13 protein-coding genes and 1 tRNA gene are annotated in these 16,274 nt (G+C 74.9%); 13 read left to right on the top strand and 1 reads right to left on the bottom strand.

The genetic code is table 11. The features are described 5' to 3' along the window. The first annotated feature begins 52 nt into the window (after positions 1-52). Entirely contained in the window at positions 53-826 is a 774-nt protein-coding gene (locus H2O74_RS04165; protein WP_182113264.1) for a polyprenol monophosphomannose synthase, read from the top strand. Here the strand turns inward: H2O74_RS04165 and H2O74_RS04170 are convergent. Continuing rightward, positions 753-1,322: a GtrA family protein gene (locus tag H2O74_RS04170; protein ID WP_255491771.1), complete on the bottom strand. Its 570-nt coding sequence runs from the start codon at positions 1,320-1,322 to the stop codon at positions 753-755. The genes H2O74_RS04165 and H2O74_RS04170 overlap by 74 nt on opposite strands. A 165-nt stretch (positions 1,323-1,487) precedes the next feature. Between H2O74_RS04170 and mfd the strand changes: the two genes are divergently transcribed. The 12 genes from mfd (at position 1,488) to H2O74_RS04230 (ending at position 16,228) form a co-directional block, all read left to right on the top strand. Beyond that, complete coding sequence (gene mfd / locus H2O74_RS04175; RefSeq protein WP_182113265.1) at positions 1,488-5,165, top strand: transcription-repair coupling factor; 3,678 nt, start codon at positions 1,488-1,490, stop codon at positions 5,163-5,165. 79 nt (positions 5,166-5,244) lie between these two features. Continuing rightward, complete coding sequence (locus tag H2O74_RS04180; protein WP_182113266.1) at positions 5,245-5,778, top strand: hypothetical protein; 534 nt, start codon at positions 5,245-5,247, stop codon at positions 5,776-5,778. Positions 5,779-5,780: 2 nt separating this feature from the next. Next, complete coding sequence (locus H2O74_RS04185; protein ID WP_255491772.1) at positions 5,781-6,551, top strand: MazG family protein; 771 nt, start codon at positions 5,781-5,783, stop codon at positions 6,549-6,551. A 108-nt stretch (positions 6,552-6,659) separates the two neighbouring features. Continuing rightward, positions 6,660-8,213 (top strand): Re/Si-specific NAD(P)(+) transhydrogenase subunit alpha, encoded by a 1,554-nt coding sequence (locus H2O74_RS04190; RefSeq protein ID WP_182113267.1) that lies wholly within the window; start codon positions 6,660-6,662, stop codon positions 8,211-8,213. 1 nt (position 8,214) lies between these two features. Next, on the top strand, positions 8,215-9,612 hold the full coding sequence (gene pntB / locus H2O74_RS04195; protein ID WP_182113268.1) for a Re/Si-specific NAD(P)(+) transhydrogenase subunit beta: 1,398 nt from the start codon (positions 8,215-8,217) through the stop codon (positions 9,610-9,612). A gap of 356 nt (positions 9,613-9,968) precedes the next feature. Beyond that, the gene (gene eno / locus H2O74_RS04200) at positions 9,969-11,246 is read left to right on the top strand and encodes a phosphopyruvate hydratase (RefSeq protein ID WP_182113269.1); all 1,278 of its coding nucleotides are present in this window, start codon (positions 9,969-9,971) and stop codon (positions 11,244-11,246) included. A 147-nt stretch (positions 11,247-11,393) separates the two neighbouring features. Next, the gene (locus tag H2O74_RS04205; RefSeq protein WP_255491773.1) at positions 11,394-12,095 is read left to right on the top strand and encodes a septum formation initiator family protein; all 702 of its coding nucleotides are present in this window, start codon (positions 11,394-11,396) and stop codon (positions 12,093-12,095) included. Beyond that, on the top strand, positions 12,092-12,610 hold the full coding sequence (locus H2O74_RS04210) for a DUF501 domain-containing protein (RefSeq protein WP_182113270.1): 519 nt from the start codon (positions 12,092-12,094) through the stop codon (positions 12,608-12,610). Before H2O74_RS04205 ends, H2O74_RS04210 begins: the two co-directional genes overlap by 4 nt. A 16-nt stretch (positions 12,611-12,626) precedes the next feature. Continuing rightward, positions 12,627-13,610: a Ppx/GppA phosphatase family protein gene (locus H2O74_RS04215; protein WP_182113271.1), complete on the top strand. Its 984-nt coding sequence runs from the start codon at positions 12,627-12,629 to the stop codon at positions 13,608-13,610. 51 nt (positions 13,611-13,661) lie between these two features. Then, positions 13,662-14,537, top strand: coding sequence for a uracil-DNA glycosylase (locus tag H2O74_RS04220; RefSeq protein WP_182113272.1), 876 nt, complete (start codon positions 13,662-13,664; stop codon positions 14,535-14,537). 122 nt (positions 14,538-14,659) lie between these two features. Continuing rightward, positions 14,660-16,105: an NAD(P)/FAD-dependent oxidoreductase gene (locus H2O74_RS04225; protein WP_182113273.1), complete on the top strand. Its 1,446-nt coding sequence runs from the start codon at positions 14,660-14,662 to the stop codon at positions 16,103-16,105. Positions 16,106-16,154: 49 nt separating this feature from the next. Next, positions 16,155-16,228: transfer RNA gene (locus tag H2O74_RS04230), tRNA-Leu, on the top strand. Positions 16,229-16,274: the final 46 nt, after the last annotated feature.

Here is a 16,274-nt window from a genome sequence, read left to right on the forward strand (position 1 = left end):
GTGACCTCCTAGGATGCTCGCGTCGGGCACCGCCCGGGAGGAGGCGCCTGGCATGGTGAGCTCGGGGCGGTCTGCGCGGCCGCTCGTCGTCGTGCCGACCTACAACGAGGTGCGGTCGCTCGAGGACGTCGTCGGCCGGGTCCGGCGCGAGGAGCCCGCTGCCCACGTGCTCGTCGTGGACGACGGCTCGCCCGACGGCACCGGTGCCGTCGCCGACGCGCTGGCCGAGCGGGACGACCACGTCCACGTGCTGCACCGGACGCAGAAGGCCGGCCTCGGTGCGGCCTACCTGGCGGGTTTCGCCTGGGCGGCGGCGCGTGACCACGACGCCGTCGTGGAGATGGACGCCGACGGCTCCCACCTGCCCGAGCAGCTGCCGGCGCTGCTCGACGCGCTCGCCGACCCGTCGGTCGACGTCGTGCTCGGCTCGCGCTGGGTCCCGGGGGGGCGCATCGTGCACTGGCCGTGGCACCGCGTGCTCCTGTCCCGAGTCGGCAGCGGGTACGCGCGCACGGTCCTGGGGCTGCGGGTCCGCGACGTGACGTCCGGGTACCGCGTGTACCGGGCGCACGTCCTGGCGGCCCTGGTGCAGGAGGAGGTCGCCAGCCAGGGCTACTGCTTCCAGATCGACCTGCTGCGCCGCGCCGTGGCGGGCGGTCACCGCGTGGTCGAGGTCCCGATCACGTTCGTCGAGCGCGAGCAGGGTGAGTCCAAGATGAGCCGCGCGATCGTGATCGAGGCCGTGCGGCTCGTCACCTGGTGGGGTCTGGAGCGGCTCGTGCGACGGGACGACCGGCGGCGTCGGCCGGGTGCGCGGGCCCGGTGAACACCAGCCAGCGGTAGCACACGTACCGCAGCGCCGTGCCGAGCGCGACGCCCACGACGTTCGCCGCGATGTTGTCGGCGAGCGGGGAGGTCAGGCCCAGCACGTACCGCGACACGGCGAGCGTCGCCACGGCCGCGGCGGCACCGAGGCCGTTGACGCCCAGGAAGAGGACGAGCTCGCGGACGGGTCGGGAGGTGCGCCCTCCGGCGAAGGCCCAGTAGCGGTTGCCCACCCAGGACGCGAGCGTCGCCACGAGGGAGGCGACGACCTTCGCCGTGAGCGGCTTGTCGGCGAGCAGCTCCCCGGGGCCCAGGAGGAGCAGGTTGAAGACCGTGACGTCGACGACGTACGCCGCACCGCCCACGGAGCCGAAACGCGCCAGCTCGCGCACGCGCGCGTGCCGGGACACGCGCCGCAGGCGGCCCGCGAGGGGCATCCCTCCACCTGTCGCGCCGCCGGCGCCGGCGGCGTGATGCGCTCCCTGCGTGCCGGTCATCGCCACGATCCTAGGCGAGCCGTCGTGCGGTGGCGGGCGGCCTCGCCACCGGCCCGGCGCGTGTCGCAGGGCGCTCGTAGAATGGAGGCACCACCCCGGTCCGGACGGATCCGGGGTCGTCGTGCTGTGCCCGTGCTGTGCCCGTGCTGTGTCTCGAAGGGACCCATGAACCTCACCGGAGTCCTGCCCGTCCTGCTGCGTGACCCCGCCGCCGCGGCGGCGGTCGAGGCCGCACGCGCCCACCGGGGCCGCGGCGCGCTCGACGTCGTGGCTCCCGCGGGAGCCCGCCCTCCGCTGCTGGCGGCCGTCACCGACGCGGTCGGTTCGGCGCGCCCCGGGACGCAGGCGCCACCCGTCGTCGTCGTCACGGCGACCGGCCGCGACGCCGACGACCTCGCGGCGGCGCTGCGGTGCTACCTGGCCGACGACGACGTCGCCGTGCTGCCCGCCTGGGAGACGCTCCCGCACGAGCGGCTCTCGCCGCGCAGCGACACCGTCGCGCGCCGGCTCTCGGTCTTCCGCCGGCTGGCCCACCCGCAGGGCGAGGGCCAGTCCGGTCCCGTCCGGGCGCTCGTCGTCCCCGTGCGCGCCCTGCTCCAGCCGGTGGTGGAGGGCCTGGGGGACCTCGAGCCCGTCTCGCTGCACGCCGGGGACCAGGTCGACCTCGACGACGTCGCGAACCGCCTCGTCGGCGCCGCCTACACGCGCGTCGACATGGTGGAGCGCCGCGGCGAGTTCGCGGTCCGCGGCGGCATCCTCGACGTCTTCCCGCCGACGGACGACCACCCCCTGCGCATCGAGCTGTGGGGCGACACGGTCGAGGAGATCCGCTGGTTCGCGGTGGCCGACCAGCGCAGCCTCGAGGTCGCCGCGGAGGGCCTGTGGGCCCCGCCGTGCCGCGAGATCCTGCTCACCGAGCCCGTCCGGGCGCGGGCCGCGGCGCTGGTCGCGGAGCTGCCCGGCGCCGCCGAGATGCTCGAGAAGCTCGCCCAGGGCATCGCCGTGGAGGGCATGGAGTCGCTCGCGCCCGTCCTGGTCGAGCGCATGGTGCCGATGCTCGACCTCGTGCCCGACGGCGCGCTGGTCGTCGTCGCGGACCCGGAGCGCGTCCGGCGCCGCGCGCACGACCTCATGGCGACGACCCAGGAGTTCCTCGACGCCGCCTGGACGGCGGCCGCGGCGGGCGGCAGCACCCCGATCGACCTGCGCGCCGCGTCCTTCGCCTCGTACGCCGAGACGCGGGACCTCGCGCTCTCGCGCGACCTCGGCTGGTGGACGATGAGCCCGTTCACGCTGGACGCCGACGCCGTCGAGGCCGCCGGCGAGGGGGCGACGGCCGGGGACGACGACGCCGCGGAGACGCTCGTCGTCGGCGCACGCGACGTGCAGGGCTACCACGGCGACGTCCCGCGCGCGGTGGCCGACCTGCGTGACCTCCAGCGCGACGCCTGGCGCCTGGTCCTGACGACCGAGGGCCACGGTCCGGCCAGTCGCATGGTCGAGCAGCTCTCGGCCTTCGAGGTGCCCGCGCGCCTCGTCGGCGAGCTCGGCGACGAGCCGGAGCCGGGCGTCGTCGTCGTCGTGCCGGCGCGCGCCGGACGCGGCTTCGTCGCGGCCGACCTGCGCCTGGCCGTCTTCAGCGAGGAGGACCTCACCGGGCGTCCCGGCACCTCCACCAAGGACATGCGCTCGATGCCGTCGCGGCGGCGCAACTCGGTCGACCCGCTCGCGCTGCGCGCGGGGGACTACGTGGTGCACGAGCAGCACGGCGTCGGCCGCTTCGTCGAGCTGGTCAAGCGGACCGTGGGCAGCGGGCCGACCGCCGGCACGCGCGAGTACCTGGTGATCGAGTACGCGGCCTCCAAGAAGGGCCAGCCGGGCGACCGCCTGTACGTCCCGACCGACCAGCTCGACCAGGTCACCAAGTACACCGGTGGCGAGTCGCCGACGCTCAACCGCATGGGCGGCTCCGACTGGGCCAAGACGAAGGGCCGCGCGCGCAAGGCGATCCGCGAGATCGCGAGCGAGCTGATCCGCCTCTACTCGGCCCGGATGGCGACGCAGGGTCACGCCTTCGGTCCCGACACCCCGTGGCAGGCCGAGCTCGAGGACGCCTTCGCGTTCGTCGAGACGCCCGACCAGCTCGTCACGATCGACGAGGTCAAGGCGGACATGGAGAAGACGGTCCCGATGGACCGCCTGGTCTGCGGCGACGTGGGCTACGGCAAGACGGAGATCGCGGTCCGCGCGGCCTTCAAGGCCGTCCAGGACGGCAAGCAGGTGGCCGTCCTGGTGCCCACCACGCTGCTCGTGCAGCAGCACCTCGACACGTTCAGCGAGCGCTACGCGCCCTTCCCGGTGACCGTCCGGGCGCTGTCGCGGTTCCAGTCGGAGGCGGAGTCGAAGGAGGTCGTCGAGGGCCTCGCGGACGGCACCGTCGACGTCGTCATCGGGACGCACCGCCTCATCACGGGGCAGGTGCGGTTCAAGGACCTCGGCCTGGTCATCATCGACGAGGAGCAGCGCTTCGGCGTCGAGCACAAGGAGACGCTCAAGCAGCTGCGGACCAACGTCGACGTGCTCGCGATGAGCGCGACGCCGATCCCGCGCACGCTCGAGATGGCGGTCACCGGCATCCGCGAGATGTCGACGCTCGCGACGCCGCCCGAGGAGCGCCACCCGGTCCTGACCTTCGTCGGCGCGTACGACGAGAAGCAGGTGACCGCCGCCATCCGGCGCGAGCTGCTGCGCGAGGGCCAGGTGTTCTACGTCCACAACAAGGTCGAGTCGATCGAGCGGGCCGCGGCCCGCCTCGCCGAGCTCGTGCCCGAGGCCCGCATCGCGACGGCGCACGGGAAGATGGGCGAGCACCAGCTCGAGCGCGTCATCGCCGACTTCTGGGAGAAGCGCTTCGACGTCCTCGTCTGCACGACGATCGTGGAGACGGGCCTCGACATCTCCAACGCCAACACCCTGATCCTGGAGCGCGCGGACCTGCTGGGCCTCTCGCAGCTCCACCAGCTCCGCGGGCGCGTGGGGCGCGGTCGCGAGCGGGCCTACGCCTACTTCATGTACCCGCCCGAGCGGCCGCTCACCGAGACGGCGCACGACCGCCTCGCCACGATGGCCGCGAACACCGACCTCGGCGCCGGCATGCAGATCGCGCTCAAGGACCTCGAGATCCGTGGCGCCGGCAACCTGCTCGGGGGCGAGCAGTCCGGGCACATCGCCGGGGTCGGCTTCGACCTCTACGTGCGCATGGTGGGCGAGGCGGTGGCGGCGTTCCGCGGCGAGACGGAGACGCGTCCGCCCGAGGTCACGCTCGAGCTGCCGGTCGACGCGCACGTGCCGCACGAGTACATCGAGCACGAGCGGCTCCGGCTCGAGGCCTACCGCAAGGTGGCCGACGCGACGACGCCGGAGGCGCTCGAGGCCGTGCGCGCCGAGCTGGTCGACCGGTACGGACCGGTGCCCGAGGCGGTCGAGAACCTGTTCGAGGTCGCCGCCTTCCGCAACACCGCGCGCCAGGTGGGGCTGACCGACGTCACGGCGCAGGGCCGGTACATCCGGTTCGCGCCCGTCGAGCTGCCCGAGTCCGCGCAGCTGCGGCTCAAGCGGCTGTACCCGGGCACGATCCTCAAGCCGGCGATCCGCACGGTGCTCGTCCCCTTCCCGACGACGGCGCGCATCGGCGGCACGCCGCTCGCCGGGCGCGCCCTGCTGGGCTGGGCACGGGACCTCGTCGCCGCCGTCTGGCAGGGCAGCGTGCCGGTCGCGGCCGAGGTGGCGTCCGCCTCCTCGTCCGGGCCGTCGCCGCGTGCGTCGTCGACCGGGCGGCGCTGACCGGCGTGCCTCGTCACCTAGCATGGGCGGGCACACCGGCGCGGGCAGCCGCGGCCGGCTCGTCTTCCAGGAGGTCCGGGTGAGGGTTCGACCGTCCGTCGTCGGCGTGGGTGTCGCCGCCGCGCTGCTGCTGTCCGGGTGCGCGGGGGACCCGTCCGCGGCCGCCGTCGTCGACGGGCGCACGATCACGCGCGCCGAGCTGGAGGCCGCGCAGGCCGACCTCGCCGCCCTGAGCGGCGAGGTGCCCGCGGGCGACCTGCTCACGACCATGGCCGTCGCGCCGCTCTACATCGACGCGGCCGCCGCCGAGGGCGTCGGCGTGTCCGCCGACCAGGCGCGCGGCGTCGTCGCCCAGAGTGCGGCGGGCGGGCCGGGCGCGGAGCGCGAGCTCGCGGACTCGACCGTCGAGGTCTTCCGGATGATCCTGGCCATCAACGCGCTCACCGCGGCACCGGGCGGCGAGGAGGCGCTCGCCGAGGTCGACGAGGCGGCCCGCGAGCTCGACATCGAGGTCAACCCCCGGTACGGCGAGTTCGACCCCGAGTCGGGCGAGGTGGTGCCGCTCGCGCAGCCGTGGCTCGTCGCCGAGACCCCGGAGCCCGCGGCCGAGTGACCGTGCCGTCCACCGGCGCCGGACCGGACGCCCGCGAGGGCGGCGCAGGCCTGGCCGACCTCGTCGCGGTGATGGACCGGCTGCGTTCGCCCGGCGGCTGCCCGTGGGACGCCGAGCAGACGCACAGGTCGCTCACGCGGTACGCCGTCGAGGAGGTCCACGAGCTCGTCGAGGCGATCGAGACGGACGACCGCGCGGCACTGCGCGAGGAGCTCGGCGACGTGCTGCTCCAGGTGGTCTTCCACGCGCGCATCGCGTCCGAGCACCCGAGCGAGCCCTTCGACGTCGACGACGTCGCGGCCGGCGTCGCCGCGAAGCTGCGCCGGCGCCACCCCCACGTCTTCGCGGGCACCGTGGTGCGCGACGCGGCCGAGGTCTCGTCGCGCTGGGACGAGATCAAGCGGGCCGAGAAGGGCCGGACCTCGGCGCTCGACGGCGTCCCCGCCGCGCTCCCCGCGCTCGCGCGGGCGCAGGCGGTGCTCTCGCGGGCCGGCCGCTCGGACTCCCCGGCGGTGGGCGAGGTGCTCGCCGGTGCGCGCCGGGCCGCGGAGCCCGGGGCGCAGGGCGCGGTGCCGGGGGCGCCGGGCGCGGTGCCGGGGGCGCCGGGCGCGGTGCCGGAGGCGGAGAGCGCGGAGCCGGGCGACGACGCCGTCGGCCGCCGGTTGCTCGCGGTGGTCGCCGAGGCGCAGGCGGCGGGTGTCGACGCGGAGGCGGCGCTGCGCGCCGTCGTGCGCGACCTCGAGGCGCGCGTGCGCGCCGCCGAGAGGGCGTGACCTCCGCGACGTGCACGGCCGCAGCACCGCCCGGTGGGCCCCACGTCCCGCCAGCCGCCGCCGCCGGCGGCTAGCGTCGGTGCCCTGGGAGTCGGCTGGGGAGGTCGCATGAGGATCGGTGTCCCGCGTGAGACGCGGGCGGGGGAGCGGCTCGTCGCCGCCACCCCCCAGACCGTGGGCCAGCTGCACAAGCTGGGGTACGAGGTGGTCGTCGAGTCGGGCGCCGGGGCGGGTGCCTCGTTCCCCGACGGCGCGTACGCCGAGGCGGGCGCGACGGTCGTCGACGCCGGGACGGCCTGGTCGAGCGACGTCGTCGCCACCGTGACGGTGCCGCCGGAGGAGTCGCTGCCCGCGCTCGGGCTGCGCCCCGGCGCCGTGCTCATCGGGATGATGGCGCCGGCCGCCCGTCCCGGTCTGCTCGGCGCGCTCTCGGCGGCCGACGTCACCGGGCTGGCCCTCGACGCGGTGCCGCGCATCTCCCGCGCGCAGTCGCTCGACGTCCTGAGCACGCTCTCGAACGTCGCCGGCTACCGCGCCGTGATCGAGGCCGCGGAGGAGTACGGCGGCATGTTCACCGGCCAGGTGACCGCCGCCGGCAAGACCGCGCCGGCCGAGGTCTTCGTCATCGGTGCCGGTGTGGCGGGCCTGGCCGCGATCGGCGCGGCCGTGAGCCTGGGTGCGCGGGTCCGTGCCTACGACGTGCGGCCCGAGGTCGCCGAGCAGATCGAGTCCATGGGTGCGCAGTTCGTGCGCGCCGAGGTGCCCGGGGCTGCGTCCGGGCCCAGCGCCGACGGCTACGCCGACGCGCTGACCGCCGAGCAGGAGGCCGCCGTCGCGCGCATGTACGCGCAGGAGACGGCCCGCGCCGACGTCGTCATCACCACCGCGCTGGTCCGCGGCACCGCCCCGACGACCATCACCTCCGCGATGGTCGCCGCGATGCGGCCGGGCAGCGTCGTCGTGGACCTCGCCGCCTCGGGCGGGGGCAACTGCGAGCGCACCGTCCCCGGGGAGCGCGTCGTCACCGAGAACGGCGTCGTCGTGCTCGGCTGGACGGACCTGACCAGCCGCATGCCGCGCCACACGTCCCAGCTGTTCGGCACGAACGTGGTCAACCTCCTCGCGCTCCTGACGCCCGAGAAGGACGGCGAGCCCGTCCTGGACCTCACGGACCCGGTGCAGCGCGGGATGACCGTCGCGCACGAGGGCCAGGTGCTGTGGCCGCCGCCCCCGGTGCAGGTGTCCGCCGCGCCGGCGACGACGCCCGCCGCGCCGCAGGCCGCACCCGCGGTGGACCCCCGGGCGGCCGCGCGCCGGCGGACGCGGTCCACGGTCCTCGCGGGACTGGGCGCCGTGCTCGTCACGCTGGCGCTGTCGTTCGCGCCACCGGACCTGCACGGGCACGTCATGGTGCTCGCGCTCGCGGTGGTCGCCGGCTACTACGTGATCTCCAACGTCACGCACGCGCTGCACACGCCGCTCATGGCGCAGACCAACGCCGTGTCGGGGATCATCCTCGTCGGCGCGCTGCTGCAGCTCGGCTCGGACAACCTGCTCGTCACGATCCTCGCCTTCGTCGCGGCGACCGTCGCGAGCATCAACATCTTCGGTGGCTTCCTCGTCGCCCACCGGATGATCTCGATGTTCCGGAAGGACGGCTGAGATGACGTCGATCGCCCAGTCCCTGTACCTGCTCGCGGCGGTCCTCTTCGTGCTCAGCCTCGCGGGGCTCTCGAAGCAGACCACCGCGCGACGCGGGACCGTCCTCGGCATGGTCGGCATGGCGCTCGCCCTCGCGGCGACCGTGGTGCTGAGCCTGGACCAGAGCGAGCGGCCGCCCATCGTCACGGCGCTGCTCATCGCGCTCGTCCTGAGCATCGGTGCCGTCGTGGGGGTGTGGCGGGCACGCAGCGTCGAGATGACGCAGATGCCCGAGATGATCGCGATCCTGCACAGCTTCGTCGGCATGGCCGCGGTGCTCGTGGGCTTCGGGTCCTGGCTCACCGAGCCGGCCGACGTCGTGCACGGCGTCGAGGTGTTCCTCGGCGTGCTGATCGGCGCGGTGACGCTGACGGGCTCCGTGGTGGCCTACCTCAAGCTGGCGGCGCGGATCCCGACCGGCCCGCTGGCGCTGCCGGGGCGCAACCTGCTCAACCTCGCGGCCCTGCTGGTGTGCGTCGGGCTGCTGGTGTGGTTCCTCGCCACCAACGGCGCGGTGCCGCTGGTGCTCATGACCGTGGTGGCCCTCGCCCTCGGCTGGCACCTCGTGGCCTCGATCGGCGGCGGCGACATGCCCGTCGTCGTCTCGATGCTCAACTCGTACTCCGGCTGGGCAGCGGCCGCGGCGGGCTTCATGCTCGGCAACGACCTGCTCATCGTCACCGGGGCCCTCGTGGGCTCGTCCGGCGCGATCCTGTCGTACCTCATGTGCCGCGCCATGAACCGCTCCTTCGTCAGCGTCATCCTCGGCGGCTTCGGCGTCGAGGCCGGCACGTCGGCGGGCGGCGGCGGTGAGGTGGGGGAGCACCGCGAGGTCTCGGCCGCCGACGTCGCCGCGATGCTCGCCGGTGCGCGCACCGTCGTCGTGACGCCCGGGTACGGCATGGCCGTCGCCAAGGCGCAGTACCCGGTGGCCGAGCTCGTGTCCCGGCTGCGGGCGACCGGCGTCGACGTGCGCTTCGGCGTGCACCCCGTCGCGGGGCGGCTGCCGGGCCACATGAACGTGCTGCTGGCCGAGGCGCGGGTCCCGTACGACATCGTGCTCGAGATGGACGAGGTGAACGACGACCTGGCCGAGACCGACGTCGTGCTCGTCATCGGCGCGAACGACACGGTGAACCCCGCGGCGCTCGAGGACCCGGGCTCGCCGATCGCCGGGATGCCGGTGCTCGAGGTGTGGAAGTCGCGGCAGGTCGTCGTCTTCAAGCGGTCCATGGCCACCGGCTATGCGGGCGTGCAGAACCCGCTGTTCTTCCGGGACAACACCGCGATGCTCTTCGGGGACGCCAAGACCCAGGTCGAGGCCATCCTCGCGGCCCTCCCGGTCCCCGCCGCGCGCTGAGGGCCTCACGGGCCCAGACGGCCGCGGTCCCGGCGAGCCACGGGTCGCGGATCCCCTCCCCTCCACCCCGCCCGTGGAGCGTCGTGCCCGGACACGCCGGTGTGTCGCGGCACGACGCTCCACGCTCGTGGCACGACGCTCCGCGCAGGGGCACGGGGCTCCGCGCTCGGCGGTCGCACACCCGACACCCGTCCCGCCCGCCGAACGTCCCACCGCACGCGTCGGGCCCCGGGGCTACTGTGGAGCCCGGCCGGTTGACGTCGACCGGCGGCACGGTTCGACCGTCCGCCGACGCTGCGACCCGCAGCCCGCGCGGCACCCGGACCCGACACCCGTACCCTGCTGAAGGAGCATCCGTGGCCACCATTGAGGCCGTAGGCGCCCGCGAGATCCTTGACTCGCGTGGCAACCCCACCGTGGAGGTCGAGGTCGCCCTCGACGACGGCACCATCGCGCGGGCCGGTGTGCCCTCCGGCGCCTCGACCGGTGCCTTCGAGGCGGTCGAGCGCCGCGACGGCGACAAGGGCCGCTACCTCGGCAAGGGCGTCCAGGACGCGGTCAACGCCGTGATGGACGACATCGCCCCCGAGCTCATCGGCTTCGAGGCGAGCGAGCAGCGCCTCGTCGACCAGGCCCTGATCGACCTCGACGGCACGCCCAACAAGGGCAAGCTCGGCGCGAACGCCATCCTCGGCGTCTCGCTCGCCGTCGCCAAGGCCGCGGCCGACAGCGCCGACCTGCCGCTCTTCCGCTACATCGGCGGCCCGAACGCCCACGTGCTCCCGGTCCCGATGATGAACATCCTCAACGGTGGGTCGCACGCCGACTCCAACGTCGACATCCAGGAGTTCATGGTCGCCCCCATCGGCGCGACGACGTACCGCGAGGCCCTGCGCACCGGCGTCGAGGTGTACCACTCCCTCAAGTCCGTGCTGAAGAGCAAGGGCCTGTCGACGGGCCTCGGCGACGAGGGCGGCTTCGCGCCGAACCTCGGCTCCAACCGCGAGGCGCTCGACCTCATCCTCGTCGCGATCGAGAAGGCCGGCTTCACGGCGGGCACGGACGTCTCGCTCGCGCTCGACGTCGCCGCCACCGAGTTCTTCAAGGACGGCGCCTACCAGTTCGAGGGTGCCGCCAAGACGCCCGAGCAGATGCTCGCGTTCTACGAGCAGCTCGTCGCGGACTACCCGCTGGTCTCCATCGAGGACCCGCTGTCCGAGGACGAGTGGGCCTCCTGGTCGCAGCTCGTCGCGAACGTCGGCGACCGCGTCCAGATCGTCGGTGACGACCTCTTCGTGACGAACCCCGAGCGTCTCGCCAAGGGCATCGAGCTCAAGGCGGCGAACTCCCTGCTGGTCAAGCTCAACCAGATCGGCACCCTGTCCGAGACGCTCGACGCCGTCTCCATGGCGCAGCGTGCCGGCTTCACCGCGATGGTCTCGCACCGCTCGGGCGAGACCGAGGACGTCACGATCGCGGACCTCGCCGTCGCCACCAACGCCGGCCAGATCAAGACGGGTGCGCCCGCCCGCGGCGAGCGCATCAACAAGTACAACCAGCTGCTGCGCATCGAGGAGGAGCTGGACGACGCCGCGCGCTACGCCGGCGCCTCGGCGTTCCCGCGCCGCCGCTGAGGTAGCGCCCGCCACGGGCAGAGCAGATCCGCGAGGCCCCGGTCGACGACGTCGACCGGGGCCTCGCGCCGTCCCGGACCCCCCGGCAACGCGCCCGGGACCCCGGCGATGCCCGGCGCACCCCCCGCGACGAGGCACAATCGAGGCATGTCCCGCCGGCCCTCGCTCTCCCGCGCCCTGCGTGGCCGCGCCCCCGCGAGCGGCACGGCGACGGGTGCCGCGGCGGGCCGCGGACGTGGCGCTCCGGCGCGACCCGCACGCTCGGGCCGCCGTCCGGCCGCCGACCGCCCGGCACAGCGCCCGGGCTCGGTGCGGCCGCCGTCGGGCCGTGCGGTGCGGACGGAGGAGGACGACGAGCCGCGTCCGCTGCACCTCGCGCGCCTGATCTCGGTGCGCGCCCTCGTGCTCTCCGTCGTCCTGCTCGTGGGCTTCACCATGCTCTTCCCCACGCTGCGCGCCTACCTGGCACAGCAGGCGGAGCTCGACGCGCTCGCCCGTGAGGTGGCGGCCGCCGAGCAGGCGGAGGAGGACCTCGCCGCCGAGCGGGACCGCTGGGCGGACCCGGCCTACGTGGAGGCGCAGGCGCGCGACCGGCTCAACTACGTCCACCCGGACGAGACGTCCTACCGCGTGATCGACCCCGAGACGGTCGTCGAGACGCCGCTGCAGAGCGCCACGCACGGTCCGGTCGCGGGACCCGCGCTGCCGGCCGGAGGCGCGGTGGCCCCCTGGTACGCGACGGTCTGGGAGTCCGTGCAGCTCGCCGGCGATGCTCCGGTGCCGGACCCGGAGGCGAGCGAGCCGCTCCCGGGCGAGGCCGCCGCCACCGCGACGGAGCAGGCCCCGTGAGCGCGCCCGGGACCACGCCGGGCGGACCGGCCGACGTCTCCGCCGCGGACCTCGCGACGCTCGAGCAGCAGCTCGGGCGGCCGGCCCGCGGGGTCGTCGGGATCGCGGCGCGGTGCGTGTGCGGACGTCCGACGGTCGTCCGCACGGCGCCCCGCCTGCCCGACGGCACGCCCTTCCCGACGACGTTCTACCTCACGCACCCGGCCGCGGTGGCGGCCGTGTCGACGCTCGAGGCCTCCGGGATCATGAAGGAGATGAGCGCCCGCCTCGAGCAGGACGAGGACCTGGCCGCCGCGTACCGCGCCGCGCACGAGCACTACCTGCGCGAGCGCGCCACGCTGGGCGACCCGCCCGAGATCGCCGGCATCTCGGCCGGCGGGATGCCGACCCGCGTCAAGTGCCTGCACGTGCTCGTCGGCCACGCGCTGGCCGCCGGTCCGGGCGTGAACCCCCTCGGCGACGAGGCGCTCGCGCTCATCGCCGACACCTGGCGGCCGGACCGCTGCGTCTGCTGATGGCAGGCTTGTCCCCATGACACGTGTGGCGGGCATCGACTGCGGGACCAACTCGATCCGGCTCCTGGTGGCCGACGTCGACCTCGCGGCCGGGACGCTCGTCGACCTCGACCGCCGGATGCAGGTGGTCCGGCTCGGCCAGGGCGTGGACCGGACCGGGCGGCTCGCGCCGGAGGCGCTCGAGCGCACGCTCGCCGCCACCCGGGAGTACGCGCGCGTGTGCGCCGACCTCGGCGTGGAGCACCTGCGCTTCGTGGCCACCTCCGCCACCCGCGACGCCGAGAACCGTCAGGAGTTCGTGGACGGGGTCCGCGAGATCCTCGGCGTGGAGCCGGAGGTCGTCGACGGCCAGGAGGAGGCCGCGCTGTCGTTCCGGGGCGCGACGGGCGTCCTCGCCGGGAAGCACCCCGGCCCGTTCCTCGTCGTGGACCTCGGCGGCGGGTCGACCGAGCTCGTGCTCGGCACGACGTCGGTCGTGGCCGCGTCCTCGATGGACGTCGGCTGCGTGCGCCTCACCGAGCGCCACCTGCACAGCGACCCGCCGACCGACGCCGAGGTCGCGGCCGCGAGCGCCGACGTCGCGGCCGCGCTGGACGCCGCGGCCGTGGTCGTTCCCCTCGGGCGGGCGGCGACGCTCGTGGGGCTCGCCGGCTCCGTCACGACGGTGACGGCGCACGCCCTGGAGCTCGACGCGTACGAGCCCGACCGCATCGACGGGGCCGTGCTGTGGGCGGACGCGGTGCTCGCCTCCTGCCGCTCGCTGCTGCGCATGAGCCGGACCCGCCGGGCGCGCGAGCCCTACATGCACCCGGGACGCGTCGACGTCATCGGGGCCGGCGCGCTCGTGTGGTCCGCCGTCGTCTCCCGCGTGCGCGCGGAGGTCGGCCGCGCCGGGGGTCGCCTGGACACCGTGGTGACCTCCGAGCACGACATCCTCGACGGCATCGCGTGGTCGGCCGCCGAGCGCGCGGCCGCCGAGCACGCCACCGCCCCGGCCTGAGGCCCGCCGCCACGCGCGGCGTGGAGGCGGACCCGCGGGCATGATCGGGGGATGAGCGACGCACCGCGCGCGGGCGGGGACCCGCTGCCGCACCCGCGCACGCGTGTCGCCTTCCCCTCGCCCGTACCGCCGGGCACGGGGTGGCCCGGCGACGTCGCGACGCCGGCCACGCCGGTGGCCCGCACGCCCGCCGACGTCGCACGGCTCGCCGGCGCCGCCGCCGACCTGAGCGACCTGGACGCGGACTCGAGCGTGTGCCGCGCGTGCCCCCGCCTGGTCGCGTGGCGCGAGGAGGTCGCCGTCGTGAAGCGGCGCATGTTCCGCGACCAGCCGTACTGGGGCCGGCCGGCCGCGGGCTTCGGGGACCCCCGCGCGCGCCTGCTCGTCGCAGGGCTGGCCCCCGCCGCGCACGGCGCGAACCGCACGGGGCGGCTGTTCACGGGGGACCGATCGGGCGACTGGATCTTCGCGGCGCTGCACCGCGCGGGCGTCGCCGACCAGGCGGAGAGCGTCGACGCGGCGGACGGGATGGCGCTCCGGGGCGTGCGCATGGCCGCGGCCGTGCGCTGCGCCCCGCCCGACAACAAGCCCTCGCCGGCCGAGCGCGACGCGTGCGAGCCGTGGCTGCGCCGCGAGCTCGAGCTCACCGCCCCCACGGTCCGTGCCGTCCTCGCGCTCGGGGCCTTCGGCTGGGGAGCCGTGCTGGCCGTGGCGCGGTCGATGGGGTGGGACGTCCCGCGGCCCGCGCCGCGCTTCGGGCACGGCGCGCGCGTCGGGCTGGTGCGGCCCGACGGCGTCGTGGTGCACCTGGTCGGGAGCTACCACGTCTCGCAGCAGAACACCCAGACGGGCCGCCTCACGCAGGCGATGCTCGACGAGGTGCTCGCGCTCGCCCTGCGGCTCGGCGGGGCAGCCGACGCGGGGTGACGCGCGCCGGACCGGACGGGGGACAATCGTCCTACGACTGTGCCCGATGTCACGTCCATGCTCCGGGACCGCACCCCGCGGGACCTTGTGAATGTTTTCACACGGGGCGTACCGTGCCAGACATGACCCAGACCAGCGCCAGCACCGCCCCCGCCTCGCGCGCCCCGCGTCCGCGCACGGTGCCCCGCATCGTCATCCTCGGCGGCGGGTACGTGGGCTTCTACACGGCGCTGCGCCTGCGGCGCCGCCTGGGCAAGCGCGAGGCGGCGATCGTCGTCGTCGACCCGCGCTCGTACATGACGTACCAGCCCTTCCTGCCCGAGGCCGCGGCCGGCTCGCTCGAGCCGCGCCACGTCGTGGTCTCCCACCGGCGCGAGCTGGAGGGCGTCGACGTCCTGACGGGACGCGTCACCGAGATCCGCCACGCCGAGCGCCGGCTCGCGATCGCCCCGCTCGAGGGCGCGTCGTACGAGATCTCCTACGACCACCTCGTCGTCGCGCTGGGCTCCGTCTCGCGGACCCTGCCGATCCCCGGCCTCGCCGAGCAGGCGATGGGGTTCAAGCAGGTCGAGGAGGCGATCGCCCTGCGCAACCACGTGCTGTCCCGCCTCGACGTCGCGGCGTCCACCTGGGACCCCGAGCTGCGACGCCGGATGCTCACCTTCACCTTCGTCGGCGGCGGCTTCGCCGGCATCGAGGCGATCGCCGAGGTGGAGGACATGGCCCGCGACGCCCTGCAGTACTACGAGAGCATCGAGCCGGGGGACCTGCGGTTCGTCATGATCGAGGGCTCGACGCGCATCCTCCCCGAGCTCGGCGAGGAGATGGGCGGGTACGCGCTCGAGCAGCTGCGCAAGCGCGGCCTCGAGGTGCACCTGTCGACGTTCCTGTCCTCGTGCGTCGACGGCCACGTCGTCACCTCGACGGGTCTCGAGTTCGACTCGGACACGATCGTGTGGACCGCCGGGGTCAAGGCGAACCCGGTGCTCGCCGACTCCGACCTGCCGCTGGACCGCATGGGCCGGGTCCTGGCGCTGCCGACACTGCAGGTCGCGACCGAGGACGGCACCGTCGTGGACGGCGCGTGGACCGCGGGCGACTGCGCCGCCGTCCCCGACCTCGCGAACCCCGGCAGCTTCTGCTCGCCGAGCGCGCAGCACGCCGTGCGCCAGGCGCGGCACCTGGGTGACAACCTCGCCAAGGCGCTGCGCAGCGCACCGGTCGCGGAGTACCGGCACAAGCACGTAGGCACGGTCGCGTCCCTGGGGCTCGGCAAGGGCGTGGCGCAGGTCTACGGGGTCAAGCTCCGCGGCTGGCCCGCGTGGTTCATGCACCGGACGTACCACATGGCCCAGATGCCGACCTTCAACCGGAAGGTGCGCATCGTGCTCGACTGGACGCTCGCGCTCTTCTTCCGCCGCGAGCTCGTCGCCCTCGGGCGCCTGCACGACCCGCGGGCGGAGTTCCGCGACGCCTCGGCGCCGCGGCCGAAGGCGGCGGGCCAGCCCGCCGACAAGGGCGAGCGTGTGGCGTCACCCGTCGGCTCCGGGGCGCGCGCCCAGCAGTAGGGCGGTGCCGGGCGCGGCTCCGGCTCGCACTGGCAGGATGGCCGACGCCGCCCCCGTAGCCCAACCGGCAGAGGCAGCCGGCTTAAACCCGGTCCAGTGCAGGTTCGAACCCTGCCGGGGGCACCCGCCGGCCGAAAGTTTCGAGCGTGCGCAAGGCGCGGGTCCTGGG

The sequence above is a fragment of the Actinotalea sp. JY-7876 genome, from assembly GCF_014042015.1.
In the GTDB taxonomy this organism is placed as follows: Bacteria; Actinomycetota; Actinomycetes; order Actinomycetales; family Cellulomonadaceae; genus Actinotalea.